The organism is Arthrobacter sp. StoSoilB22, from assembly GCF_019977315.1.
GTDB lineage: Bacteria > Actinomycetota > Actinomycetes > Actinomycetales > Micrococcaceae > Arthrobacter.
Genome location: NZ_AP024652.1, coordinates 153,880 through 180,374, shown reverse-complemented (window position 1 = coordinate 180,374; position 26,495 = coordinate 153,880). Strand labels below are relative to the sequence as shown.

Below are 26,495 nucleotides of genomic sequence, written 5' to 3'. Positions count from 1 at the left end.
CCCCCATCCTAACGAGGCAAACAGGTCCCGGCCGCGCACACAGCACCACATGGTTCGCGAACGGATGATCCGGAGTCCGGTCGTCGGACAGGACGCCAGGGAGGAACTAGTCTCAAGTGGTGCCACCCAACTGGAAAGGTATTGAGATGAAGAAGGCCGTTCTCACTCTGGAGGGCACCCTCAGCGATGTTGTCGCCGTCTCGGAAGCGGCAGCGAAGGCCATTGCCGTAAATGACAGGGTTCGGCAGCGGCTGTACCGCGAGTTGCATAGGCTGCACGAGCGTCGTGGTGCATTAGCAAAAGCCCCCGACATTACGAGGGGACGAAAGCGAATCCTGTGGCAGGCATTGTGGGGCTTCCTCCTCAGCGCCGGCTTGTCGGCCGCACTGACAGCAGCCGTGATGTTCGGTCCTTCAGATCGCAAGAGCACCTATATCACCGCGGAGCAGGCAGCTTCGGTAGCCTCCCCTGCCGCGGTGATCGGAATCGTGCTCCTGGCAGTTGCACTCTTCCTCCCGGTGCCCGCAAGGCCGGCAGCACGATACGGAACCGTGTGCACACTGATTGTGGGACTTTTCGTCGTCGGCCTCGTGACCTTCAGGGCTGCCACGGGCGTCGCCGATGATCGAGGATTTGATACCGGGCAGGTCGCACCGTGGCTCATCAAGATGACGCTGACACTTGCACTCCTGGCCCTCCTCGCTTGGCGCCTGAACCGCAAACGATTGCTGGAACTCCAGCGGGACCTCAGTCCCGCAGCTCGCAAAGAGGCTATGCGAAACTTACGGTCGGCGGCTGAACACCTTGCGGCAACGTCGGTTGAACATTGGGACCGAGGAGCCAGCGGCTCGGTATCAGCGGCATGGAAGGCACAACTGAAGCAGCTGGAGCAACAAGGGACACCCTCGCATGTCATCGCTCAGGCACAAGCGATCGGGCCGATCGCATGGCTTGCCCGGTTTGTCTACGGCGGCGATTTCAACGGGGACCTGCGCAGAATCCTGTCCCGATAACACCAAGACAAACGGTAGCGGCGGCCAATGAGGGTTCCCGCGTCACCGGATCTACACTCCCAGCTCCACCGGCAAAGGAACGTCCTCGCCCAGCACCTGCTTGGCCAGGAAGCTCTCAACCACTCCGTACCAAACCTTCGCGTGCTGAGGCTGCAGGATCCAGTGGTTCTCGTCGGGGAAGTACAGGAAGCGGTGCGGGCTTTGGCCGTTCTCATCGGCCGGCAGCTGGGATGAGGACAGTAGCTCGTACCAGAGGCGGAGGCCTTCGCCGATGGGAACTCGATAATCCTTGTCACCGTGGATGACCAGCATGGGAGTTTTGATATTGCCCACGTTCCGGTGCGGCGAGTTTTCCATCGCCATTTCCACGGTCATTTCCTTGAGCCAGTACTGGGCGGCGTCGGTGGTGGGGCCGAATTGGTCCAGTGCCCACAGGCTGGCGTGGGTGACGATTGCCTTGAAGCGGTCGGTTTGCCCGGCAACCCAGTTGGCCATGTAGCCGCCGAAGGACCCGCCCATTGCTGCTGTCCGCGATTCGTCAACGTCCGGCCGGGCAGCCACGGCGTCCGTAATGGCCATGAGGTCCGTGAAGGGCTTCTTTCCCCATTCGCCCCACCCGCGCTGGATGAACTCCTGGCCGTAGCCGGTGGACAGGGCGGGGTCGGGAAGGAGGACGGCATAGCCCTTGGCTACAAGCAGCCACGGGTTCCAGCGCCACGTCCAGGCATTCCACGAACCCAATGGCCCGCCGTGGATCCACAGCAGGAGCGGTGCCGGGTTGTCCCTGGACGCGCCCTCAGGGACCGCCAGGTATGCAGGAATACGGGAGCCATCTTCGGCAGTCGTTTCCACACGTTCCAACTTGCCCTTGAAAACAGGCCGCTCCGCCGGCGCCTGCAACCGGACCACCTCACCGGTGGAGAGATTAATCCGTACAGCCTCGGCGGGGAACTCGTACGAGCTTCGGAGCGCATACGCCGTGGTTCCGTCCGGAGAAACCACGACGTCGGAATAGGCGGAGGCGTCTTCCGTCACCCGAGTGACTGCTCCATCCGCGACGCTGATCCGGAAAACCGGCGACGCGCCGTCGTCGTCCGCTGTTACCAGCACGGCGCTGCCGTCGGGGAGCCAGGCGACGGGGTTGGCCCAGCGGTCCCATTGGTGCGCGAGCGGCTCCAAGTCGGTGGTCTCGCCGCCGGCGACGTTGAGCATGTGGAGTTTCACTTGGGGAGCCTGCGCGGGTGTTGTGTCGCTCTCGCTCTGCACCACCAATGTCCGGTTGTCCGGGCTCACCGGACCGGGGAAGTAGCTCATTCCCGGGTGGTCCAGCAGGACCTTGACGGTCCCGGTCGCGACGTCGACGGCGGCAAGCACCTCGCGGCTGTCAGCCTTCGCGAGCGCTTTGGTCATGCTGGTGTAGATGGTCTTGCCGTCCGGGCTCACCACTGTCTTGGCTTCGCGCAGCGATCCGCCGACGCCGGGTGTCAGGTTCCGGAGGCGCAGCGGCGTTGACGCATCCACGGTGGACGGCTTGCCGGGGGCTTCTTCTTCGCCCTGCTCCACAGCGAAGATCCGCGGCTCGGCCGGACCGAGGTCGGCATCCCAGTAGCGGACCGGGTAGCCGCTGTGCAGAATGGCCGAGACCTTGTTGTCCTTGCGGGCTTTGCGTCGTTCCTCGTCGTTCTCCTCGTCCGCGGATCCAGCCAGGACCTCAGCGTTGACGAAGGTGGCATGGGCGTCCCGGGCGGCCATGACCGAGCCAATGCCACCCGAACGTGAGTGGACCACGCGGGCCTCTCCCCCGTCCGCGGGCAGCAGCCACAGTGCATTCACGGGGTCCGCGTCGGGGCTTTCCGGATCGGGACGGGCCGAGGTGAAGTACAGGTCGCCGTTGGCAGCGAAGACGGCACCGGATTCGCCTTTTGAGCTGCGGGTGATGCGGCGCGCGTGTTTCCGGCCGCTGGGGTCCAGCTCCCAGAGCGCAGTGGCGAACTCGGTTCCTTTGCCGTTCAGCGTGGTCACGGTGGTGACCAGTCGCTTGCCGTCCGGACTGAGGGTGAGGCCACCGACCCGGGGGATGGCGAGGTAGTGGTCAATGTCGTGGAACGGGGTTTCGGGCTGCTCGGCCCGTGCATGAGTGTCAGCAGAGTCCATGGTCCGATTCAACACGGATTGTGCACCAGATCACAGAGTGGTTCACTCACAGTGAAACAGTACTTTCACATATTCACCCAACTGAGTCGCAGCAGAGCGCGTTTTGAACGCTCAAAACGCGCTCTGCTGCTACTTACTTGGGAGGTCTTCCAGGGCTTGGAGCACGGGCGCGGTTCCGTCCTCCGCTGCGATGGCCGCCGCCACTTTCGCGGCGCGGTGCGCGTACGACGGCGTGCTGACAGCTTGTGCGATCGCGTCACCAAGGCGCTCCGGAGTCAGCTTCTTATAGGGCATCGGCTGGGGACCCACTCCGAGTGATGCAACGCGGGCCGCCCACAGCGGCTGGTCCGTGTAGACCGGGACGCCAATGGCAGGCACTCCCGCACGAAAGCCGGCCGCAGTGGTTCCCGCCCCGGCGTGATGAACCACTGCCGCCATCCGCGGGAACAGCCACTCATGCGGAACGCCCCCAATGCCAATCGCATCGTCACCCAGGGCTCCGTCCGCTCCCTGTACAACAGCCCGCACTCCGGCACGGCGGGTGGCCTCGAGGATGAAGGCGGGATCGATGTGGGCGCTGCTTCCAAAACCGACAAAAACGGGCGGTGGGCCTGCGGCAAGGAAAGCCACGAGTTCCGCCGAAGGCTGCCAGTCCGCCTTCACGGCCGGCCACCAGTATCCAGCCATCACCAAGCCCGAGTGCCAATCTGCAGGCCTTGGCAGAACTGAAGGACTGATGCCGTGAAGAATAGTGGCGTGCGCTTTTCGACGACGGCGCTCACCGGCCGCGCGACTCTGCTTGCCGAGCCCCAACTCCTTGCGCAAGCGTGCACTGGGCGCGTCATAGGGAGCTGGACCCGCAGCTGCGCGCTCACCGATGATCTTGTTTCCCAGAGCGCCAAGGCTCCGGGCAGAATTCATGAGAACCGGCGGATATGCCGCGCTCGGCTCCGTGGGCTGCAAATGTGCGCCGATGGCCGGAATGCCCATGGCTTCGGCGATGTCGTACGCATAGGGCGCCACTGAATTAGCCAGGATCACGTCGGCGCCGGCCTCAGCCGCAGCCAAGGTACCGGTGGCGGCGTCGTCCATATATTCAGCGAGCTTCCCCCAGAAGGTGAGCACACTTCCGGATGACGCCTTGGCGCCGGGCGCTGGTTGCCTGATCAGTGCCTCAAGATCTCCGGGGAGCGGCCTGAACTCGCAACCCGACTCAACCACCAGAGGCGCATAGGCAGGGTTGGCCGCGACGGCAACCTCGTAACCCAGCCCCTGCAAGCGGCCCCCTAGCCCGGCAATAGGTGCAACATCGCCCCGCGTACCTGGACTGACCATGAGTACCCGCAAGTTGTCCCCGCTTTCCTTCTTCGGAGTTTTTGTACATGTAACGCCCTTATGGAGCCACCTTATGGGCATTACCTGTACAAAAACTCGGCACGCTCCAACGCAAAAGCCCCGCCCGCTCCCTTGTGTGGAGCAGGCGGGGCTTAGTTGCTATTGCGCTTACGCGGTCGGAGCGATCTCCGGGATTCGCGGCTTGGCGTTGCCTTCGAATGTGAACTTGGCGTCGTCACCTTCGCCGTCAACGTCCACCACAACAATGTCGCCGGAGTGGAGTTCGCCGAACAGGATCTTCTCGGACAGCTGGTCCTCGATCTCGCGCTGGATGGTCCGGCGCAGAGGCCGGGCGCCCATGGCGGGATCGTAACCACGCGTGGCCAGCAGAACCTTGGCGGCGGGCGTGAGCTCGATGCCCATGTCCTTGTCCTTGAGGCGACGCTCCAAGCGGGTCACGAACAGGTCCACGATCTCGATGATCTCGTCCTGCGTCAGCTGCGGGAACACCACGACGTCGTCAACACGGTTGAGGAACTCGGGGCGGAAGTGCTGCTTGAGCTCCTCCGTCACGCGGGCCCGCATCCGGTTGTAGCCGGTCTGGGTGTCCGTACCGGACTGGAAGCCAGTGGCCACGCTCTTGGAGATATCGCGGGTACCAAGGTTGGTGGTCATGATGATCACCGTGTTCTTGAAGTCCACCACGCGGCCCTGGGAGTCGGTCAGTCGGCCGTCTTCCAGAATCTGCAAGAGAGAGTTGAAGAGGTCCGCGTGGGCCTTTTCCACTTCGTCGAACAGGACCACGGAGAACGGACGCCGGCGGACCTTCTCGGTCAGCTGGCCGCCTTCTTCGTAGCCGACATAGCCCGGAGGTGCACCGAAGAGACGCGAAACCGTGTGCTTCTCGGAGTACTCGGACATGTCCAGCGTGATGAGGGCGTCCTCTTCACCGAACAGGAACTCGGCAAGTGCCTTGGCAAGTTCGGTCTTGCCGACGCCGGTGGGCCCGGCGAAGATGAACGAGCCGCCAGGACGCTTGGGGTCCTTCAGGCCTGCACGGGTGCGGCGGATGGCCTGGGACAGAGCCTTGATGGCCTCGTCCTGGCCCACAACGCGCTTGTGCAGTTCGTCTTCCATCTTGAGCAGGCGCGAGGACTCTTCCTCGGTGAGCTTGAAGACCGGAATGCCCGTGGAGTTCGCAAGAACTTCCGCGATCAGATCCTCGTCAACCTCGGAGATGTCGTCCATGCCGCCGGACTTCCACGTGCGTTCCTTCTCTGCGCGTTCGGCAATGAGCTTCTGCTCCTTGTCGCGCAGCGAGGCAGCACCCTCGAAGTCCTGGGCGTCGATTGCCGATTCCTTCTCCATCTTGACGTCAGCAATGCGCTCGTCCATGGCCTTGAGCTCCGGCGGAGCGGTCATGCGGCGGATGCGCAGGCGTGCGCCGGCTTCATCGATGAGGTCGATCGCCTTGTCCGGAAGGAAGCGGTCCGAGATGTAACGTTCGGCCAGCTGTGCCGCCGAGGCGAGGGCGCCGTCGGTGATCGTTACGCGGTGGTGTGCCTCGTAACGGTCCCGGAGGCCCTTGAGGATCTCGATCGCGTGCGCAACAGAGGGTTCCTTGACCTGGATGGGCTGGAAACGACGCTCAAGCGCAGCGTCCTTCTCAATGTGCTTGCGGTACTCGTCAAGGGTGGTGGCACCGATGGTCTGGAGTTCACCACGGGCAAGCATCGGCTTGAGGATGGATGCAGCATCGATGGCGCCCTCGGCAGCACCTGCACCAACGAGCGTGTGGATCTCGTCGATGAAGAGGATGATGTCGCCGCGGGTGCGGATTTCCTTGAGAACCTTCTTCAGGCGCTCTTCGAAGTCACCGCGGTAGCGGGAACCGGCAACCAGGGAACCGAGGTCAAGCGTGTACAGCTGCTTGTCCTTGATGGTCTCCGGGACATCGCCGCGGACGATCGCCTGGGCGAGGCCTTCGACGACGGCAGTCTTACCGACGCCGGGCTCACCGATCAGGACGGGGTTGTTCTTGGTACGGCGGGAGAGGACCTGCATGACGCGTTCCATCTCCTGCTCGCGGCCGATCACGGGATCGAGCTTGTTCTCGCGGGCAGCCTGGGTGAGGTTGCGTCCGAACTGGTCAAGCACCACCGAACCGGCAGGAGTACCTTCCGGCTGGCCCTGGCCCGAGCCGCTGCCAGCGGTCTCCTTGCCCTGGTAGCCGGAGAGCAACTGGATAACCTGCTGACGGACCCGGTTCAGGTCCGCCCCAAGCTTCACCAGCACCTGGGCGGCCACGCCTTCGCCTTCGCGAATGAGGCCGAGCAGGATGTGCTCAGTACCGATGTAGTTGTGGCCGAGCTGCAGTGCTTCGCGGAGGGAAAGCTCAAGCACCTTCTTGGCGCGCGGGGTGAAGGGGATGTGACCGGATGGGGCTTGCTGGCCCTGACCGATGATCTCCTGCACCTGCTCACGAACGCCATCGAGCGAAATGCTCAGGGACTCGAGCGCCTTGGCAGCAACGCCTTCACCCTCGTGGATCAGACCCAAGAGGATGTGCTCGGTACCGATGTAATTGTGGTTGAGCATCCGTGCCTCTTCTTGGGCAAGGACGACCACGCGACGGGCACGGTCCGTAAATCTCTCAAACATTTCGCCACACTCCTAGCTACGACGTACTTTGATGCTACGTGTCTGAGAAGCACTTTTGGGGCGTGTTCGCCACAGGGGAAACATGACGTGATTGCGGAATAAATCCGGCTCCAGCCCTTGACCTCGGCTAGCCGCCGGTGTCACCCTGTCGCCTTGCCGGGCATCACACAGTGGCGCCGGGCCGGAAGCATTTCCGGCCGCCCTTGGCCGCGAGTTAGTTGAAACCCCATTCATGCCGGTATTCGAACCTTGCTACTCCTGGGGATTCACAGGATATTCCAAGGCTTGGGAGGGACTCCCGCAAACTTCCGCCTTAAACGCCAATGCCCCGGCAAGAGACTGCCGGGGCATTGCAGCGGTTAATCAGGAATTGGCCTTTTGGTAGGCTTCCTGAATTTCAGCCTGAATACGACCGCGGCTGTTGACGGTGTAGCCGTTGTCACGGGCCCACTGGCGGATTTGCGCGGAATCCTGGTTACGTGCGGCTGTTGCACGGCCCCTGGTTGCGCGGCCGGAAGAAGTCTTCCTAGCCTTTGCGACGTAGGGCTCCAATGCCTTGCGCAGCGAGGCTGCGTTGGCAGTGGACAGGTCCATCTCGTAGCTCACGCCATCGAGGCCAAAACGGACAGTTTCGTCCGCGGCGCCTTCATCCAGGTCATCGACGAGGATGATTTTTACTTTCTGTGCCATGAGGTGCCTCTCATTTGGAGGGTTGGATATTCAGAAATTCCCCGGATTCCTTTGATGATTATCGTTCACGGCAAGCATGCACGTCAAAGCGTAATTGGATTCTCTTCAGTTAGCTGAACCCAATTGAGCTATTTAGCTGCCGGCCCCTCGGAGGCAGGTCCCGAGTTTTTCAAATTCGCTTCGGCCTGCGCCTTGGCTTCCGCCTGACGTTCTGATTTGTCCGCATTGAAGATCGACCTCATGGCAAACCAGAAGATCAATCCCACCACAATGGATGGCGCCAGGACTGCGATGTACTCCATAATCAGTGACCTTCAGGCTTCAACAACGGGAACAGGATGGTTTCGCGGATACCAGCACCGGTAAACAGCATCACCAGGCGGTCAATACCCAACCCGATGCCACCCATGGGTGGTGCACCGTATTCAAGGGCCCTCAGGAAGTCCTCGTCCAGCTGCATGGCTTCCTCGTCGCCTGCAGCGGAGCGACGGGACTGCTCTGTGAGGCGCTCACGCTGGATCACGGGATCAATGAGCTCGGAGAACGCTGTTCCCCGCTCCATGCCCCCAATAATCAGGTCCCAGGCCTCAATGAGCCGGCCGTCTTCACGGTGCGGGCGAGCCAGCGGCTGGGCGGACGGCGGGTAGTCGTAAACAAATGTGGGGTTCAGCAGGGTTGGTTCCACGATCTCACCGAACAGTTCCACAACGATCTTCTCGGCGTCCCATTTGGGGTCCACCTTGACCTCATGCTTGGCAGCAATTGCCAGCAGTTCATCTACCGCGGTGTCCGGAGTAATTTCAATCCCCACAGCTTCGGAAATACCCGGGTACACCGAAATCCACGCCCATTCGCCGTCGAGGTTAATTTCCCCGGCGTCCGTCTGGATGGTGCGCGTCCCCACGACGTCGGCCACGTTCAGGATGATTTCCTTCATGCGCTCGGCCATGACGAACTGGTCCGCCCACGCTTCGTAGCATTCGAGGGTGGTGAATTCGGGGCTGTGCGTGGAGTCCACGCCTTCGTTGCGGAAGACCCGGCCCATGTCATAGACGCGGTCAATGCCGCCAACAACGGCGCGCTTGAGGAAGAGCTCAGTGGCGATGCGCAAGGTCATCTTCTGGTCGAAAGCGTTCATGTGCGTCTCGAACGGACGTGCGGTAGCTCCGCCGTGGACCAGCTGCAGGATGGGAGTCTCCACCTCCACGTAACCGTGGCGGTCAAGGGTGTCGCGGACCGAGCGGGTGATGGCTGCACGCTTGTAGACCATTTCGCGGGCTTCGTCGCGGACCATGAGGTCAACGTAGCGCTGGCGAACACGGGTTTCCTCATTCAGTTCCGCGTGCAGGACCGGGAGCGGACGCAAGGCCTTGGATGCCATGGACCAGGAGTCGGCCATGACAGACAGCTCGCCGCGGCGGGAAGAGATGACCTCGCCCTTGATAAAGACGTGGTCTCCAAGGTCAACAAGGGCCTTCCAGTCAGCGAGCGCTTCCTCACCGACATTGGCCAGGCTCAGCATTGCCTGGAGGCGCACCCCCTTGCCGTCCACCCCGCCCTCCTGGAGCGTGGCGAAGCACAGCTTGCCGGTATTGCGGACGAAGACGACGCGGCCGGTGATGCCCACGGTGTCTCTCGTGGTTTCATCGGCTTCCAGGTGTGCGTACTTCTCGCGGATCTCGCTGAGGGAATGGGTCCGTTCTACACCCACCGGATAGGCCTCGGTGCCGCGCTCCATCAGCTTGGCGCGCTTCTCCATACGGATGCGCATTTGCTCGCTGGCATCGATGGGCTCTGCGGAGGTGTTCTGGGCGGGGGTGTTTGCGGAAGTCACAATCCTTAAGTTTACCGGTGATTACGGGCCTTTACTTCCGGGGGCCCAGATCGGGGAAACGCATAGACTCAGGCTGTGGAAACGTGGACGGTTGAAACGAACGACGGCGGCGGGCAGCTTGAGGTGCACACCTTTCGGCCTGCCGATTCTGCAGGTGCTTCCCTTCCGGGTTCGAAGGCACCTGCTGAACCAGCCGGCGTCGTACTGGTTCATGGCACCTTGGTGACCGACGCCCTGTACTGGCCGTTCGCGCGGACGCTGAGCGTCATGCTGGGGCGTCCGGTGCACAGTTATAACCGGCGCGGGAGGGGACATTCCACACCACAGCCGCCCGGTTATTCTGTGGGCACCGAGATCGCGGACCTTCAAACCGTCATGGAACGCACCGGCTCCACGGATGTGGTGGCACACAGCTATGGCGGTTTCGTAGCACTGCAGGCCGCGCGCCAAGCCAGAATCAACAAGCTGGTGACGTACGACGCCGCCGTGTCGCTCTCAGGCAACCTCAGCAGCCGGTGGCGGCCCGAGCTCGAGGAAGCTGTAACCTCCGGCCAGCTGGATCACGCTTGGGCCCATCTGGTGCAAGGACTGGGAACGGCGGGGCCGATTTCCTATCTGCCCATGGGTGCGCTGCGTGCGCTCAGTGTCCTCTCCGCCCGGACCCGGCTGGGTTTGGAGATGCGCTCCCTCCTACCCACCGCCGTCACGGAAATGCGCGCGGTACTGGACGCGGACGCCCACCTTCACGATTTCATGCACCTCTCCACCCCTACTCTCATGCTCAGCGGCGGGTGGAGTCCGTCGTATTTCGCCGAGACCGGCCGGATTCTGGCCGGTGCCGTGCCGGCCATCACCTTCGCGGTGGTGCCGCTTCAGTTCCATGAGGGTCCGCTCCGGCCCGGGAAACGGCTCGCGTCGCGGATCGCCCGGTTCCTGTCGGGTAGTCCCGGTAGTCCCGTGGAGGACGAAACCGACAGCGCCCCCTAGGATGTTCCGGTGAGGGAACGGGACATCAAAACGCACGACGGCGGCAATCTCGCCTTGTACAGCTACGGCACGGAAGAAGCGCCCGGGGAGCGCCGTGTGGTGCTCATTGGAGGCGCATTCCTCACTGCTCTGATCTACCGTCCTTTTTCCATAGCCCTATCCAAGGGACTGGGCGAAGGCTGGGCCGTGGATGTGTACGATCGCCGCGGCCGGGGCCAGTCAACCGAGCAACCCCACAATTACTCCATGGCGACGGAAATCGCCGATGTCCGCACCATCATGGACGCCACGGGTGCCCGTAACATCATGGGCCATAGTTTGGGCGGCGCCGTGGCGCTCAACGCAGCCCAAGCCTTCGCAGGCACGCCCCACCAGCCGGACAAACTTGCCGTGTACGACGCCGCCGTAAACATTGACGGCAGCATGGATACCGGGTGGATCAAAGGGTTCGAGGACTCCGTCAATGCCGGTGAAATCAACCAGGCCATGGCAAAGATGAAGCGGGGCATGGAGGCTGGTACAGCACTTGCCCGCGTACCGGAACCCATTCTGGTCGGGCTCATGGCCGTGGTGTCACGAACCAAAGTCAACAAGCTCTTCCGCGACTTGCTGCCCACTGGCGTGGGGGAACTCAAAGCAGCCTTCGATGAGTCCGACACTCCGCGGGATTTCTCCGTCCTTCCTCCCAGCACGCACTTCATGGTGGGTAAGAAGAGCCCGCAGTTCTACAAAGTGGCAGCCGCACGCCTGAACCGGGCCGTTCCAGGCAGCACCTTGGAAGTCTCGCCCAAAGGCTTTCACGGCTCTGTTCCGGCCGCGGTCAATGAATTGGTCTCCGACATCTCGGACTACTTCAAGGGTTGATCCGTTCCCTGGTTATACACATAAGGGGCGGCATGCTGCCTGCATTCAGGTCGCTCGGTTAGGCTCGAGTTATGACGCGCGACATCATCATGACCCACGACGGCGGACACCTCGAAGTACTCACCACCGGCGGTGAACTGGCAGCAGCAGGCTCCGGCGTCGTCGTCGTTCCTGCCTCAATGGTGACTGCCACTGACTACCAGCGTTTCGCTCAGAAACTCAGCGAGGCCCTTGGCCGCCCGGTCCACACGTTCAATCGCCGTGGGCGCGGGGATTCGTCCCCGCAGTCGGAGGACTACACGCTTGAAGCGGATATCCGGGACCTCCACGACGTCATGAAGCACACGTCCAGCACTGATGTGTTTGGTCACAGCTTCGGCGGCGCAGTGGCGCTGCACGCGGCCCGGACCCTTCCGGTGGAACGCCTGGCGGTGTACGACCCCGCCGTGTCCGTTAACCACAGTGTCAAAGCTGATTGGACACCGGATTATGAACGCGCGACGGCGGCCGGTGACTATGATCGCGCCCTCGCCATCCTCATCAAGGGAGTTGAGACCGGCGGCGCCTTCGCCCGCATGCCCCTGTCCATGCTGACCTTGGCAAACAAACTTGCCGCCGGAACTCCATTGGGCAAGCAGATGCGTGAGCTGATGACTTGCGGTGTCCGCGAGATCAAGGCGGTCATCGCTGCGGACATGCCGGCCGAGCCGTTCGTTGAACTGCCTTTGGAGACTTTGATTGTGGTGGGCGAAAAGAGCCCCGCATACTTCGGCGTTGCGTGCGGCCAGATCCATGACATCCTTTCCGGATCCAGCTACACCATCCTGCCCGGCTCGGGGCATGACGGGCCCATCAAGGCTCCGGAAAAGCTGATCTCGGAGTTGTCAGAGTTCTTCTCGGGCTAGGGACCTTCGCTGGCATTCGGGCGGGCTCTACGTCCTTGAACCATGGTTTGGCAGAAACTTGTCCCCCGCTTAGGCTGTTAATACTAAGTCCCCTTACCATTTAGGGGGCGTGCGTTGACCGGTTCAGATTCCCGGCAGCTGCATGACGTGTTCCAGACCTCGGCAACAGGAGGACCACCATGACTGATCAGTACACATTCCGAAACCCCGTCACGGCCTACGAAAAAATCTCGCCACCCAAACAGCACCAGCCCGAGCCCGGCCTCGATGCTGAACTGACGCCCAAAGCCGACCTGGGTGAAGAAAGCTACCGCGGAACGGGACGGCTGGAAGGCCGCAAGGCGATCGTCACCGGCGCGGACTCGGGAATTGGTGCCGCCACGGCCATCGCCTTTGCCCGGGAAGGGGCAGACGTCGTTCTTTCGTACCTGCCCGAAGAGGAAGAAGACGCAGCCCGAATTGCCGGCATCATCGAGGCCGCAGGCCGCAAGGCCGTGAAGGTGCCCGGAGACCTCAAAGACTCTGCCATGTGCCAGGAAGTGGTGGACACCGCAATTGCCGTCCTCGGCGGTGTGAACATCCTGGTCAACAACGCAGGCAAGCAAGTGGCGCAGGAAGATCTCACCGAGATCACCGACGAACAGTTCGACCACACGCAGAAGACCAACGTGTACGCCATGTTCTGGCTGACCAAGGCAGCGCTCCCCCACCTGCCTGCCGGATCCACCATCATCAACACCACATCCATTCAGGCCTACAACCCGTCACCAACGCTGGTGGACTACGCCACCACCAAGGCGAGCATCAACAACTTCACCAAGGGACTCGCGCAGCAGCTGGCGCCCAAGGGCATCCGGGTCAATGCCGTAGCACCCGGCCCTATCTGGACCCCGCTCCAGGTCAGCAGTGGTCAGCCGAAGGAAGAACTTCCGGAATTCGGGCAATCCACACCCCTGGGCCGCGCAGGCCAACCCGCCGAACTGGCTCCGGCCTACGTGTTCCTTGCCTCAGCGGAATCCAGCTACGTTGTCGGTGAAACGCTCAACGTCAACGGCGGCAGCCCCACGCCATAATTAGGTCCCGCTCACCTATTCGGCGTGCGGCTTCTTAGGGGGCGAGCTTGTCACCGCCTATTCGGCGCAGGCTCGCTCCCGGGGCGGGCTGCTCAGCCTTGTTGTTGGTGGGTTAAAGTCGAAGAGCCCCAGCCGGTGGCTGGGGCTCTTCTTAATGGTTGTCCGGCGGTGTCCTACTCTCCCACACCCTCCCGGGTGCAGTACCATCGGCGCTGTGGGTCTTAGCTTCCGGGTTCGGAATGGGACCGGGCGTTTCCCCCACGCTATGACCGCCGTAACTCTGTTACCCGTCCCGGGTGTGCGGGCCCTTGTGGGGGCTGCTTTCCCGGGTGGGAAGACTGTGGTTACAACTGTGGTGTTGTGTATTCAGTTGTTGGTTCCGTGAACGGTTGTTGTTCGGGAACCACATAGTGGACGCGTGCAGTGTGTGTTGTGTGGTGTAAGTTGTTGGCCTATTAGTACCGGTCAGCTTCACGAGTCTTTAGTCCTCGCTTCCACATCCGGCCTATCAACCCAGTGGTCTGGCTGGGGGCCTCTCACACATAATGTGTATGGAAATCTCATCTTGAAGCGAGCTTCCCGCTTAGATGCTTTCAGCGGTTATCCCATCCGAACGTAGCTAATCAGCGATGCACTTGGCAGTACAACTGACACACCAGAGGTTCGTCCGTCCCGGTCCTCTCGTACTAAGGACAGCCCTTCTCAAATTTCCTGCGCGCGCAGCGGATAGGGACCGAACTGTCTCACGACGTTCTAAACCCAGCTCGCGTACCGCTTTAATGGGCGAACAGCCCAACCCTTGGGACCTACTCCAGCCCCAGGATGCGACGAGCCGACATCGAGGTGCCAAACCATGCCGTCGATATGGACTCTTGGGCAAGATCAGCCTGTTATCCCCGAGGTACCTTTTATCCGTTGAGCGACGGCCATTCCACAATGTACCGCCGGATCACTAGTCCCGACTTTCGTCCCTGCTTGAGATGTCTCTCTCACAGTCAAGCTCCCTTGTGCACTTACACTCGACACCTGATTGCCAACCAGGCTGAGGGAACCTTTGGGCGCCTCCGTTACTTTTTAGGAGGCAACCGCCCCAGTTAAACTACCCATCAGGCACTGTCCCTGACCCGGATCACGGGCCGAAGTTAGATGTCCAAAGTGACCAGAGTGGTATTTCAACGATGACTCCACCCGAACTGGCGTCCGGGTTTCAACGTCTCCCACCTATCCTACACAAGCCACTCCGAACACCAATACCAAACTATAGTAAAGGTCTCGGGGTCTTTCCGTCCTGCTGCGCGTAACGAGCATCTTTACTCGTACTGCAATTTCGCCGAGTTTATGGTTGAGACAGCGGGGAAGTCGTTACTCCATTCGTGCAGGTCGGAACTTACCCGACAAGGAATTTCGCTACCTTAGGATGGTTATAGTTACCACCGCCGTTTACTGGGGCTTAAATTCTCAGCTTCGCCCGTAAGGGCTAACCGGTCCTCTTAACCTTCCAGCACCGGGCAGGAGTCAGTCCGTATACATCGTCTTGCGACTTCGCACGGACCTGTGTTTTTAGTAAACAGTCGCTTCCCCCTGGTCTCTGCGGCCCACACCCGCTCACGGAGAGCAAGTCTCCATCACGGGGCAGGCCCCCCTTCTCCCGAAGTTACGGGGGCATTTTGCCGAGTTCCTTAACCATAATTCTCTCGATCGCCTTGGTATTCTCTACCTGATCACCTGTGTCGGTTTGGGGTACGGGCGGCTAAAACCTCGCGTCGATGCTTTTCTTGGCAGCATAGGATCACCGGATCCCCCCGAACGGGGGTCCCATCAGATCTCAGGATCGTGCTCGAAACACACAGGAACGGATTTGCCTATCCCTGACCCTACATCCTTAGACCGGGGCAACCATCGCCCGGCCCGGCTACCTTCCTGCGTCACACCTGTTAATACGCTTACCTCCCGGGATCAGATCCCGCGCTCGGCCAAAACCCACACACCACAAGGGTGATAGGGCAGGCTCCGGGCGGTTAGTATCCCCCGCTTGGCATGGACGGTTTTTCGCCGGTACGGGAATATCAACCCGTTGTCCATCGACTACGCCTGTCGGCCTCGCCTTAGGTCCCGACTTACCCAGGGCAGATTAGCTTGACCCTGGAACCCTTGATCATTCGGCGGACGGGTTTCTCACCCGTCTTTCGCTACTCATGCCTGCATTCTCACTCGTGTAGGCTCCACCGCTGGTTTCCACCGCGACTTCACTGCCCACACGACGCTCCCCTACCACTCCACACCCCTGAACCACGAAGGCTAGGGCAATATGTGAAATCCACAACTTCGGCGGTGTACTTGAGCCCCGCTACATTGTCGGCGCGGAATCACTTGACCAGTGAGCTATTACGCACTCTTTCAAGGATGGCTGCTTCTAAGCCAACCTCCTGGTTGTCTTCGCAACTCCACATCCTTTCCCACTTAGCACACGCTTAGGGGCCTTAGTTGGTGGTCTGGGCTGTTTCCCTCTCGACTATGAAGCTTATCCCCCACAGTCTCACTGCTGCGCTCTGACTTACCGGCATTCGGAGTTTGGCTGACGTCAGTAACCTTGTAGGGCCCATCGGCCATCCAGTAGCTCTACCTCCGGCAAGAAACACGCAACGCTGCACCTAAATGCATTTCGGGGAGAACCAGCTATCACGGAGTTTGATTGGCCTTTCACCCCTACCCACAGCTCATCCCCTCCATTTTCAACTGAAGTGGGTTCGGTCCTCCACGACGTCTTACCGTCGCTTCAACCTGGCCATGGGTAGATCACTCCGCTTCGGGTCTAGATCACGCCACTACACTCGCCCTATTCAGACTCGCTTTCGCTACGGCTACCCCACACGGGTTAACCTCGCGACGTAACACTAACTCGCAGGCTCATTCTTCAAAAGGCACGCCGTCACAGTAACAAGACTGCTCCGACGGATTGTAAGCACACGGTTTCAGGTACTGTTTCACTCCCCTCCCGGGGTACTTTTCACCTTTCCCTCACGGTACTGGTCCGCTATCGGTCATTAGGAAGTATTTAGGCTTATCAGGTGGTCCTGACAGATTCGCACGGGATTTCTCGGGCCCCGTGCTACTTGGGATACTCCCCAGGCCGTGCACAACATTACGGTTACGGGGCTCACACCCTCTCTGGCCGGCCTTTCAAGACCGTTCACCTATGCCTGCACCTCACCTCACTGGTCCGGCAGAACCAGAACGGAAAGTCCCACAACCCCGCCCATGCAACGCCCGCCGGCTATCACACATGAAACGGTTTAGCCTGATCCGCGTTCGCTCGCCACTACTAACGGAATCACTATTGTTTTCTCTTCCTGCGGGTACTGAGATGTTTCACTTCCCCGCGTTCCCCCCACGCACCCTATGTGTTCAGATGCGGGTCACACAATCACCATGACAGCGTTGTGCGGGGTTTCCCCATTCGGACATCCTGGGATCAACGCTCGGTTATCAACTCCCCCAGGCTTATCGCAGATTCCTACGTCCTTCTTCGGCTCCTAATGCCAAGGCATCCACCGTGTGCCCTTAAAAACTTGACCACACAAAGACCGGACTCTCATCCGGTCATGCATCATCTATTCGAGAGAACCACGACCACAAGGGCCAGGTTCATTCATAAGAAATTGCTGTAAGAACACACACACCAACCACCCCACCCAAAAAGGGATAGACGATCAGCCACATGCATGTTCTAGATGCTCGCGTCCACTATGTAGTTCTCAAACAACAACCCCGTCAACCAGACCACCACCCACCACAACCCCCACCAAAAAAGGGGAGCCATGCACACGAGCGGCCGTACCGGAAGCAGGAACAAAAGAAACACCAGAAGTGCCCCCTATGCATTGCTGCAAAAAGGTCCTGTTGCCTCAGGACCCAACAGTGCGCCAAACACAACCCCCCAACCACGCCCCAGCCACGTTCCACACAACCCACACCCCCAAAAGGGACACAGACCGCCGTACTAGCACCAGGACACAACCAGTCAAGGCCATGCCAAAAAAATTTGATTCGTTGATATTCCACCCATGAGCACCCACCGCAGAACAGACGCCTGCGCAATGGGCAACACTGACAACCACCACCACACCCATGCAGGCACAGCAACCAGTTGTTAGCAGCTCCTTAGAAAGGAGGTGATCCAGCCGCACCTTCCGGTACGGCTACCTTGTTACGACTTAGTCCCAATCGCCGGTCCCACCTTCGACGGCTCCCCCCACAAGGGTTAGGCCACCGGCTTCGGGTGTTACCAACTTTCGTGACTTGACGGGCGGTGTGTACAAGGCCCGGGAACGTATTCACCGCAGCGTTGCTGATCTGCGATTACTAGCGACTCCGACTTCATGGGGTCGAGTTGCAGACCCCAATCCGAACTGAGACCGGCTTTTTGGGATTAGCTCCACCTCACAGTATCGCAACCCTTTGTACCGGCCATTGTAGCATGCGTGAAGCCCAAGACATAAGGGGCATGATGATTTGACGTCGTCCCCACCTTCCTCCGAGTTGACCCCGGCAGTCTCCTATGAGTCCCCGCCATCACGCGCTGGCAACATAGAACGAGGGTTGCGCTCGTTGCGGGACTTAACCCAACATCTCACGACACGAGCTGACGACAACCATGCACCACCTGTAAACCGACCGCAAGCGGGGCACCTGTTTCCAGGTCTTTCCGGTTCATGTCAAGCCTTGGTAAGGTTCTTCGCGTTGCATCGAATTAATCCGCATGCTCCGCCGCTTGTGCGGGCCCCCGTCAATTCCTTTGAGTTTTAGCCTTGCGGCCGTACTCCCCAGGCGGGGCACTTAATGCGTTAGCTACGGCGCGGAAAACGTGGAATGTCCCCCACACCTAGTGCCCAACGTTTACGGCATGGACTACCAGGGTATCTAATCCTGTTCGCTCCCCATGCTTTCGCTCCTCAGCGTCAGTTACAGCCCAGAGACCTGCCTTCGCCATCGGTGTTCCTCCTGATATCTGCGCATTTCACCGCTACACCAGGAATTCCAGTCTCCCCTACTGCACTCTAGTCTGCCCGTACCCACTGCAGAACCGGAGTTGAGCCCCGGTCTTTCACAGCAGACGCGACAAACCGCCTACGAGCTCTTTACGCCCAATAATTCCGGATAACGCTTGCGCCCTACGTATTACCGCGGCTGCTGGCACGTAGTTAGCCGGCGCTTCTTCTGCAGGTACCGTCACTTACGCTTCTTCCCTACTGAAAGAGGTTTACAACCCGAAGGCCGTCATCCCTCACGCGGCGTCGCTGCATCAGGCTTGCGCCCATTGTGCAATATTCCCCACTGCTGCCTCCCGTAGGAGTCTGGGCCGTGTCTCAGTCCCAGTGTGGCCGGTCACCCTCTCAGGCCGGCTACCCGTCGTCGCCTTGGTAGGCCATTACCCCACCAACAAGCTGATAGGCCGCGAGTCCATCCAAAACCACAAAAGCTTTCCACCACCACCACATGCGTGGAATGGTCGTATCCGGTATTAGACCCAGTTTCCCAGGCTTATCCCAGAGTCAAGGGCAGGTTACTCACGTGTTACTCACCCGTTCGCCACTAATCCCCCAGCAAGCTGGGATCATCGTTCGACTTGCATGTGTTAAGCACGCCGCCAGCGTTCATCCTGAGCCAGGATCAAACTCTCCGTTGAAGTAAAACAAATCAAACAGACACAACCACACCCACCGGAAATAACGGCAAACACGGCTGCACAAAATTCGAAACCAGCTGAAAACCAGACCACCACACACGGGGGTGCGCAATGATCCAGCCATAATTTCAACCAATCAAAAAAACAATCGGTATCAACAAACTTGGCACACTATTGAGTTCTCAAACAACAGACCCTCCAAAACATCACCCACAGCACACCACAAAAGCAGCACACCCAACAGGGCCATTGGAAAAGAAGAGTTATTTTAGGCCGCCTACCGAACCGTACACACCTTCCGGCTTTCCGTTTCGCACCCGGCGACTCAGAAAACAATACACGCCCCACACCCCCAACGCAAATCCACCCCTAGCCACGGCCCCAACCACCCACAAAACGCGTGCAACACCGCCGTCGAACGCCATGAACCGCCGGTGAACCGCGGGCCGGGTCGCGGGGCGGAACAGCGCCGAACGGACCCCCGATGACGACGCCCCACTGTGATGGGAGGATGGTGAGCATGGAACTGCACATCACAGGCCATGCCGCCGCGGACCAGCTGCTCAGCAACGACGCCTTTGCGTTGTTGACCGGTATGTTGCTGGATCAACAAGTCACTATGGAGTCCGCGTTTGCTGGCCCGGAGAAGATCCGCACCAGGCTGGGCTCCCTCAGCCCTGGGACAATCGCAGAGTACGACCCAGCCGGCTTCGTTGAAGTCTTCAAGGAACGGCCGGCCGTCCATAGGTTCCCAGGCTCCATGGCCGCAAGAGTCCAGGCTCTGGCAGAGACAGTGCATCGTGAATGGGATGGGGACGCAGCTGCTATTTGGACCAGCGGGAACCCTGACGGCCCCGAAGTACTCCGCCGGCTCAAGGCCCTGCCAGGCTTTGGCGAACAAAAAGCAAAGATCTTCCTGGCATTGCTGGGCAAACAATGCGGGCTGCAGGCAGACGGATGGCGGGAAGCCGCCGGCCACTATGGCGAAGAAGGTTCCTACCTCTCCGTCGCTGACATTGTTGACCCGGACTCCCTAAGTAAAGTGCGCGCAAATAAGCAGGCAGCCAAGGCGGCAGCAAAAGCTGCGAAACCATCTGGCGCCTAACGCTGAACTCATACCATGCACTATTTCGTGCTCGCGGCGTAGTTCGGGTCGAACCCATGGCTCGTCCCGCCAAGGGCTGACAGCTCGCAACAGGCACGTGCTTTCGACGGCAAGTGATACCGGGGCGGGCTGCTCAGCCTTGTTGTTGGTGGGTTAAAGTCGAAGAGCCCCAGCCGGTGGCTGGGGCTCTTCTTAATGGTTGTCCGGCGGTGTCCTACTCTCCCACACCCTCCCGGGTGCAGTACCATCGGCGCTGTGGGTCTTAGCTTCCGGGTTCGGAATGGGACCGGGCGTTTCCCCCACGCTATGACCGCCGTAACTCTGTTACCCGTCCCGGGTGTGCGGGCCCTTGTGGGGGCTGCTTTCCCGGGTGGGAAGACTGTGGTTACAACTGTGGTGTTGTGTATTCAGTTGTTGGTTCCGTGAACGGTTGTTGTTCGGGAACCACATAGTGGACGCGTGCAGTGTGTGTTGTGTGGTGTAAGTTGTTGGCCTATTAGTACCGGTCAGCTTCACGAGTCTTTAGTCCTCGCTTCCACATCCGGCCTATCAACCCAGTGGTCTGGCTGGGGGCCTCTCACACATAATGTGTATGGAAATCTCATCTTGAAGCGAGCTTCCCGCTTAGATGCTTTCAGCGGTTATCCCATCCGAACGTAGCTAATCAGCGATGCACTTGGCAGTACAACTGACACACCAGAGGTTCGTCCGTCCCGGTCCTCTCGTACTAAGGACAGCCCTTCTCAAATTTCCTGCGCGCGCAGCGGATAGGGACCGAACTGTCTCACGACGTTCTAAACCCAGCTCGCGTACCGCTTTAATGGGCGAACAGCCCAACCCTTGGGACCTACTCCAGCCCCAGGATGCGACGAGCCGACATCGAGGTGCCAAACCATGCCGTCGATATGGACTCTTGGGCAAGATCAGCCTGTTATCCCCGAGGTACCTTTTATCCGTTGAGCGACGGCCATTCCACAATGTACCGCCGGATCACTAGTCCCGACTTTCGTCCCTGCTTGAGATGTCTCTCTCACAGTCAAGCTCCCTTGTGCACTTACACTCGACACCTGATTGCCAACCAGGCTGAGGGAACCTTTGGGCGCCTCCGTTACTTTTTAGGAGGCAACCGCCCCAGTTAAACTACCCATCAGGCACTGTCCCTGACCCGGATCACGGGCCGAAGTTAGATGTCCAAAGTGACCAGAGTGGTATTTCAACGATGACTCCACCCGAACTGGCGTCCGGGTTTCAACGTCTCCCACCTATCCTACACAAGCCACTCCGAACACCAATACCAAACTATAGTAAAGGTCTCGGGGTCTTTCCGTCCTGCTGCGCGTAACGAGCATCTTTACTCGTACTGCAATTTCGCCGAGTTTATGGTTGAGACAGCGGGGAAGTCGTTACTCCATTCGTGCAGGTCGGAACTTACCCGACAAGGAATTTCGCTACCTTAGGATGGTTATAGTTACCACCGCCGTTTACTGGGGCTTAAATTCTCAGCTTCGCCCGTAAGGGCTAACCGGTCCTCTTAACCTTCCAGCACCGGGCAGGAGTCAGTCCGTATACATCGTCTTGCGACTTCGCACGGACCTGTGTTTTTAGTAAACAGTCGCTTCCCCCTGGTCTCTGCGGCCCACACCCGCTCACGGAGAGCAAGTCTCCATCACGGGGCAGGCCCCCCTTCTCCCGAAGTTACGGGGGCATTTTGCCGAGTTCCTTAACCATAATTCTCTCGATCGCCTTGGTATTCTCTACCTGATCACCTGTGTCGGTTTGGGGTACGGGCGGCTAAAACCTCGCGTCGATGCTTTTCTTGGCAGCATAGGATCACCGGATCCCCCCGAACGGGGGTCCCATCAGATCTCAGGATCGTGCTCGAAACACACAGGAACGGATTTGCCTATCCCTGACCCTACATCCTTAGACCGGGGCAACCATCGCCCGGCCCGGCTACCTTCCTGCGTCACACCTGTTAATACGCTTACCTCCCGGGATCAGATCCCGCGCTCGGCCAAAACCCACACACCACAAGGGTGATAGGGCAGGCTCCGGGCGGTTAGTATCCCCCGCTTGGCATGGACGGTTTTTCGCCGGTACGGGAATATCAACCCGTTGTCCATCGACTACGCCTGTCGGCCTCGCCTTAGGTCCCGACTTACCCAGGGCAGATTAGCTTGACCCTGGAACCCTTGATCATTCGGCGGACGGGTTTCTCACCCGTCTTTCGCTACTCATGCCTGCATTCTCACTCGTGTAGGCTCCACCGCTGGTTTCCACCGCGACTTCACTGCCCACACGACGCTCCCCTACCACTCCACACCCCTGAACCACGAAGGCTAGGGCAATATGTGAAATCCACAACTTCGGCGGTGTACTTGAGCCCCGCTACATTGTCGGCGCGGAATCACTTGACCAGTGAGCTATTACGCACTCTTTCAAGGATGGCTGCTTCTAAGCCAACCTCCTGGTTGTCTTCGCAACTCCACATCCTTTCCCACTTAGCACACGCTTAGGGGCCTTAGTTGGTGGTCTGGGCTGTTTCCCTCTCGACTATGAAGCTTATCCCCCACAGTCTCACTGCTGCGCTCTGACTTACCGGCATTCGGAGTTTGGCTGACGTCAGTAACCTTGTAGGGCCCATCGGCCATCCAGTAGCTCTACCTCCGGCAAGAAACACGCAACGCTGCACCTAAATGCATTTCGGGGAGAACCAGCTATCACGGAGTTTGATTGGCCTTTCACCCCTACCCACAGCTCATCCCCTCCATTTTCAACTGAAGTGGGTTCGGTCCTCCACGACGTCTTACCGTCGCTTCAACCTGGCCATGGGTAGATCACTCCGCTTCGGGTCTAGATCACGCCACTACACTCGCCCTATTCAGACTCGCTTTCGCTACGGCTACCCCACACGGGTTAACCTCGCGACGTAACACTAACTCGCAGGCTCATTCTTCAAAAGGCACGCCGTCACAGTAACAAGACTGCTCCGACGGATTGTAAGCACACGGTTTCAGGTACTGTTTCACTCCCCTCCCGGGGTACTTTTCACCTTTCCCTCACGGTACTGGTCCGCTATCGGTCATTAGGAAGTATTTAGGCTTATCAGGTGGTCCTGACAGATTCGCACGGGATTTCTCGGGCCCCGTGCTACTTGGGATACTCCCCAGGCCGTGCACAACATTACGGTTACGGGGCTCACACCCTCTCTGGCCGGCCTTTCAAGACCGTTCACCTATGCCTGCACCTCACCTCACTGGTCCGGCAGAACCAGAACGGAAAGTCCCACAACCCCGCCCATGCAACGCCCGCCGGCTATCACACATGAAACGGTTTAGCCTGATCCGCGTTCGCTCGCCACTACTAACGGAATCACTATTGTTTTCTCTTCCTGCGGGTACTGAGATGTTTCACTTCCCCGCGTTCCCCCCACGCACCCTATGTGTTCAGATGCGGGTCACACAATCACCATGACAGCGTTGTGCGGGGTTTCCCCATTCGGACATCCTGGGATCAACGCTCGGTTATCAACTCCCCCAGGCTTATCGCAGATTCCTACGTCCTTCTTCGGCTCCTAATGCCAAGGCATCCACCGTGTGCCCTTAAAAACTTGACCACACAAAGACCGGACTCTCATCCGGTCATGCATCATCTATTCGAGAGAACCACGACCACAAGGGCCAGGTTCATTCATAAGAAATTGCTGTAAGAACACACACACCAACCACCCCACCCAAAAAGGGATAGACGATCAGCCACATGCATGTTCTAGATGCTCGCGTCCACTATGTAGTTCTCAAACAACAACCCCGTCAACCAGACCACCACCCACCACAACCCCCACCAAAAAAGGGGAGCCATGCACACGAGCGGCCGTACCGGAAGCAGGAACAAAAGAAACACCAGAAGTGCCCCCTATGCATTGCTGCAAAAAGGTCCTGTTGCCTCAGGACCCAACAGTGCGCCAAACACAACCCCACACCAACCACGCCCCAGCCACGTTCCACACAACCCACACCCCCAAAAGGGACACAGACCGCCGTACTAGCACCAGGACACAACCAGTCAAGGCCATGCCAAAAAAATTTGATTCGTTGATATTCCACCCATGAGCACCCACCGCAGAACAGACGCCTGCGCAATGGGCAACACTGACAACCACCACCACACCCATGCAGGCACAGCAACCAGTTGTTAGCAGCTCCTTAGAAAGGAGGTGATCCAGCCGCACCTTCCGGTACGGCTACCTTGTTACGACTTAGTCCCAATCGCCGGTCCCACCTTCGACGGCTCCCCCCACAAGGGTTAGGCCACCGGCTTCGGGTGTTACCAACTTTCGTGACTTGACGGGCGGTGTGTACAAGGCCCGGGAACGTATTCACCGCAGCGTTGCTGATCTGCGATTACTAGCGACTCCGACTTCATGGGGTCGAGTTGCAGACCCCAATCCGAACTGAGACCGGCTTTTTGGGATTAGCTCCACCTCACAGTATCGCAACCCTTTGTACCGGCCATTGTAGCATGCGTGAAGCCCAAGACATAAGGGGCATGATGATTTGACGTCGTCCCCACCTTCCTCCGAGTTGACCCCGGCAGTCTCCTATGAGTCCCCGCCATCACGCGCTGGCAACATAGAACGAGGGTTGCGCTCGTTGCGGGACTTAACCCAACATCTCACGACACGAGCTGACGACAACCATGCACCACCTGTAAACCGACCGCAAGCGGGGCACCTGTTTCCAGGTCTTTCCGGTTCATGTCAAGCCTTGGTAAGGTTCTTCGCGTTGCATCGAATTAATCCGCATGCTCCGCCGCTTGTGCGGGCCCCCGTCAATTCCTTTGAGTTTTAGCCTTGCGGCCGTACTCCCCAGGCGGGGCACTTAATGCGTTAGCTACGGCGCGGAAAACGTGGAATGTCCCCCACACCTAGTGCCCAACGTTTACGGCATGGACTACCAGGGTATCTAATCCTGTTCGCTCCCCATGCTTTCGCTCCTCAGCGTCAGTTACAGCCCAGAGACCTGCCTTCGCCATCGGTGTTCCTCCTGATATCTGCGCATTTCACCGCTACACCAGGAATTCCAGTCTCCCCTACTGCACTCTAGTCTGCCCGTACCCACTGCAGAACCGGAGTTGAGCCCCGGTCTTTCACAGCAGACGCGACAAACCGCCTACGAGCTCTTTACGCCCAATAATTCCGGATAACGCTTGCGCCCTACGTATTACCGCGGCTGCTGGCACGTAGTTAGCCGGCGCTTCTTCTGCAGGTACCGTCACTTACGCTTCTTCCCTACTGAAAGAGGTTTACAACCCGAAGGCCGTCATCCCTCACGCGGCGTCGCTGCATCAGGCTTGCGCCCATTGTGCAATATTCCCCACTGCTGCCTCCCGTAGGAGTCTGGGCCGTGTCTCAGTCCCAGTGTGGCCGGTCACCCTCTCAGGCCGGCTACCCGTCGTCGCCTTGGTAGGCCATTACCCCACCAACAAGCTGATAGGCCGCGAGTCCATCCAAAACCACAAAAGCTTTCCACCACCACCACATGCGTGGAATGGTCGTATCCGGTATTAGACCCAGTTTCCCAGGCTTATCCCAGAGTCAAGGGCAGGTTACTCACGTGTTACTCACCCGTTCGCCACTAATCCCCCAGCAAGCTGGGATCATCGTTCGACTTGCATGTGTTAAGCACGCCGCCAGCGTTCATCCTGAGCCAGGATCAAACTCTCCGTTGAAGTAAAACAAATCAAACAGACACAACCACACCCACCGGAAATAACGGCAAACACGGCTGCACAAAATTCGAAACCAGCTGAAAACCAGACCACCACACACGGGGGTGCGCAATGATCCAGCCATAATTTCAACCAATCAAAAAAACAATCGGTATCAACAAACTTGGCACACTATTGAGTTCTCAAACAACAGACACTAACCGGCACCACCAACACCCCCACAGGGGTCCAGGATCGCTCCGGAGCAACTTTTCAAACTTACCCGAACCAGCCGCACAAAGCAAACCACAACCCGGGCCTCCCACACCAACCAGAAGCACACAAAAGCACAACCGGAACCGGTAATTTGAAAGGGAGTCGGTCGCTATCTTTCCGCATCAGCGGCGGCGACTCGAATAACTCTACACGCGCCCAACCCCCACACCAAATCCACCCCAACACCACCCAAAAACCCCGCC

The 26,495-nt window shown here is 59.2% G+C and carries 12 protein-coding genes and 6 rRNA genes; 6 read left to right on the top strand and 12 right to left on the bottom strand.

The genetic code is table 11. From position 1 onward, the window contains the following. The first annotated feature begins 146 nt into the window (after positions 1 to 146). Positions 147 to 1,013, top strand: a complete 867-nt coding sequence (locus LDN70_RS00855; RefSeq protein WP_142937171.1) for a hypothetical protein — start codon at positions 147 to 149, stop codon at positions 1,011 to 1,013. 51 nt (positions 1,014 to 1,064) lie between these two features. Here the strand turns inward: LDN70_RS00855 and LDN70_RS00850 are convergent, their stop codons facing one another. The 6 genes from LDN70_RS00850 to lysS all read right to left on the bottom strand — a co-directional run bounded on the left by LDN70_RS00850 (position 1,065) and on the right by lysS (position 9,687). Beyond that, positions 1,065 to 3,167, bottom strand: coding sequence for a S9 family peptidase (locus tag LDN70_RS00850; protein ID WP_223941425.1), 2,103 nt, complete (start codon positions 3,165 to 3,167; stop codon positions 1,065 to 1,067). A 129-nt stretch (positions 3,168 to 3,296) separates the two neighbouring features. Then, positions 3,297 to 4,514: a glycosyltransferase gene (locus LDN70_RS00845; protein ID WP_223941424.1), complete on the bottom strand. Its 1,218-nt coding sequence runs from the start codon at positions 4,512 to 4,514 to the stop codon at positions 3,297 to 3,299. A 156-nt stretch (positions 4,515 to 4,670) separates the two neighbouring features. After that, positions 4,671 to 7,163, bottom strand: coding sequence for an ATP-dependent Clp protease ATP-binding subunit (locus tag LDN70_RS00840; RefSeq protein WP_026541632.1), 2,493 nt, complete (start codon positions 7,161 to 7,163; stop codon positions 4,671 to 4,673). A 363-nt stretch (positions 7,164 to 7,526) separates the two neighbouring features. Then, positions 7,527 to 7,853, bottom strand: a complete 327-nt coding sequence (locus LDN70_RS00835) for a histone-like nucleoid-structuring protein Lsr2 (protein WP_014920382.1) — start codon at positions 7,851 to 7,853, stop codon at positions 7,527 to 7,529. 128 nt (positions 7,854 to 7,981) lie between these two features. Beyond that, positions 7,982 to 8,155, bottom strand: a complete 174-nt coding sequence (locus tag LDN70_RS00830; protein WP_223941423.1) for a hypothetical protein — start codon at positions 8,153 to 8,155, stop codon at positions 7,982 to 7,984. Positions 8,156 to 8,157: 2 nt separating this feature from the next. Further along, positions 8,158 to 9,687: a lysine--tRNA ligase gene (gene lysS / locus LDN70_RS00825; protein ID WP_223941422.1), complete on the bottom strand. Its 1,530-nt coding sequence runs from the start codon at positions 9,685 to 9,687 to the stop codon at positions 8,158 to 8,160. A 75-nt stretch (positions 9,688 to 9,762) separates the two neighbouring features. Here lysS and LDN70_RS00820 point away from each other — a divergent pair, with 75 nt between their 5' ends. The 4 genes from LDN70_RS00820 to LDN70_RS00805 all read left to right on the top strand — a co-directional run bounded on the left by LDN70_RS00820 (position 9,763) and on the right by LDN70_RS00805 (position 13,516). After that, positions 9,763 to 10,674 carry an alpha/beta fold hydrolase gene (locus LDN70_RS00820; RefSeq protein WP_223941421.1) on the top strand — a complete coding sequence of 304 codons (912 nt, stop codon included), beginning with the start codon at positions 9,763 to 9,765 and terminating at the stop codon, positions 10,672 to 10,674. A 9-nt stretch (positions 10,675 to 10,683) separates the two neighbouring features. After that, a complete protein-coding gene (locus tag LDN70_RS00815) occupies positions 10,684 to 11,538 on the top strand; it encodes an alpha/beta fold hydrolase (protein ID WP_223941420.1) in 855 nt (284 codons plus the stop codon). A 71-nt stretch (positions 11,539 to 11,609) separates the two neighbouring features. Continuing rightward, entirely contained in the window at positions 11,610 to 12,443 is an 834-nt protein-coding gene (locus LDN70_RS00810) for an alpha/beta fold hydrolase (RefSeq protein WP_142937177.1), read from the top strand. 179 nt (positions 12,444 to 12,622) lie between these two features. Beyond that, positions 12,623 to 13,516, top strand: coding sequence for a glucose 1-dehydrogenase (locus LDN70_RS00805; protein WP_223941419.1), 894 nt, complete (start codon positions 12,623 to 12,625; stop codon positions 13,514 to 13,516). 160 nt (positions 13,517 to 13,676) lie between these two features. Here LDN70_RS00805 and rrf (LDN70_RS00800) read toward each other — a convergent pair. The 3 genes from rrf (LDN70_RS00800) to LDN70_RS00790 all read right to left on the bottom strand — a co-directional run bounded on the left by rrf (LDN70_RS00800) (position 13,677) and on the right by LDN70_RS00790 (position 19,202). Next, positions 13,677 to 13,793 (bottom strand): 5S ribosomal RNA (rrf, locus tag LDN70_RS00800). A gap of 157 nt (positions 13,794 to 13,950) precedes the next feature. Continuing rightward, positions 13,951 to 17,091, bottom strand: a 23S ribosomal RNA gene (locus tag LDN70_RS00795). A gap of 590 nt (positions 17,092 to 17,681) precedes the next feature. Next, a 16S ribosomal RNA gene (locus LDN70_RS00790) occupies positions 17,682 to 19,202 on the bottom strand. Between the two features lie 511 nt (positions 19,203 to 19,713). Between LDN70_RS00790 and LDN70_RS00785 the strand changes: the two genes are divergently transcribed. Continuing rightward, entirely contained in the window at positions 19,714 to 20,307 is a 594-nt protein-coding gene (locus LDN70_RS00785; RefSeq protein WP_223941418.1) for an HhH-GPD-type base excision DNA repair protein, read from the top strand. A 201-nt stretch (positions 20,308 to 20,508) separates the two neighbouring features. On the opposite strand, the gene rrf (LDN70_RS00780) is transcribed toward LDN70_RS00785, so the two are convergent. The 3 genes from rrf (LDN70_RS00780) to LDN70_RS00770 form a co-directional block, all read right to left on the bottom strand. Further along, positions 20,509 to 20,625 (bottom strand): 5S ribosomal RNA (rrf, locus tag LDN70_RS00780). Positions 20,626 to 20,782: 157 nt separating this feature from the next. After that, positions 20,783 to 23,923: ribosomal RNA gene (locus tag LDN70_RS00775) — 23S ribosomal RNA — on the bottom strand. A 593-nt stretch (positions 23,924 to 24,516) separates the two neighbouring features. Further along, positions 24,517 to 26,037 (bottom strand): 16S ribosomal RNA (locus LDN70_RS00770). The 16S, 23S and 5S rRNA genes sit together here, the layout of an rRNA operon. Positions 26,038 to 26,495: the final 458 nt, after the last annotated feature.